We start from the raw sequence: 1,021 nt of genomic DNA, 5'->3' as shown, positions 1-1,021 counted from the left end.
CCGCGAGCCGCGCGCCGCCGTGCGTGGCCGGCGCCGCCATGCGCGCGGCCTCTCGCCACCCCGCGCGGCTAGGCGCCGAGGCCGGCGTCGCGGGCGGCGATCGCCGCCTGCGCGCGGTCGAGCACCCGCAGCTTCGTGCAGACGCTCGACATGTGGTTGCGGACCGTCTTCGTCGACAGGCCGAGCGCGAGCGCGATCTGGCCGTTGGTCGCGCCCGACGCCAGGTGCTCGAGCACATCGCGCTCGCGCGGGGTGAGCGTCGCGAACGCGGGGTCGCGCGGACGCACCAGCCGCTGCGCGACGCCGGGCCCCGCGACGCCCGCGCCCAACGCGACGGCGAGCAGTGCACGTGTGACCGTGGCCGCGTCGGCGCCCCGGTGCAGGACGCCCGCCGCCCCGGCGCGCAGCATCCGCTCGGCGGCGGCTTCGCCCGGATCGTCGACCAGCGCGAGCACCGGGAGCCGCGCCGGCACCGCGGCGGCGTCAGCCAGGCCGACGACGGTTACGTCGGCCTCGGCCTCCACGGCGGCGACGCGCAGCGCCGGGTGCTCGGCGACGATCCGTTCGAGCGCTTCGCGGACGAGCGGGTACGGGTCAAGGACCAGGACCCGGTGCATCATCCGAGTCCGGCCGCGCGGGCCAGGCGTCCCGCGCTGTCGGCGTCGGGCACATCGAGCTTGGCGAGCAGCACGCGGACGTGGCGCCGGACCGTCTTGGACGCGAGCCCGAGGCGGCCGGCGATGCGCGGCGGATCGGCGCCCGCCGCCAGCTGCGCGAGCACGTCGCGCTCACGCGGCGTGAGCGTCGGGAACGGCTCGGCGTCGCCCGACAACAGCGCGCGCAGGGTCGACGCCGGCGTGACCAGCAGCTCGCCCTCGCGCGCGGCCGCCAGCGCGAGCTCCAGCACCTCGCCCCGCACCTCGTGGGTCACCGCCCGCGCCCCGGCGCGCAGCGCCGCCGCCAGCACGGACGGGTCCGCGGCCGCGCCGACCAGCACGACCGCGGCGCCCTGCCCCGCCAA

Annotated in this window: 2 protein-coding genes; both read right to left on the bottom strand. The window is 78.9% G+C overall.

Going from position 1 to position 1,021, the window contains the following annotated elements:
* Positions 1-68 precede the first annotated feature (68 nt).
* On the bottom strand, positions 69-617 hold the full coding sequence (locus tag OJ962_RS34200; protein ID WP_202955343.1) for a response regulator transcription factor: 549 nt from the start codon (positions 615-617) through the stop codon (positions 69-71).
* A partial coding sequence (locus OJ962_RS34195) for a response regulator transcription factor (protein ID WP_270006959.1) occupies positions 617-1,021 on the bottom strand: 405 nt, incomplete at its 5' end. The genes OJ962_RS34195 and OJ962_RS34200, both read right to left, overlap by 1 nt.

The organism is Solirubrobacter deserti (assembly GCF_027587175.1).
GTDB classification, from domain to species: domain Bacteria; phylum Actinomycetota; class Thermoleophilia; order Solirubrobacterales; family Solirubrobacteraceae; genus Solirubrobacter; species Solirubrobacter deserti.
This window is presented reverse-complemented; position numbering and strand designations above follow the sequence as displayed.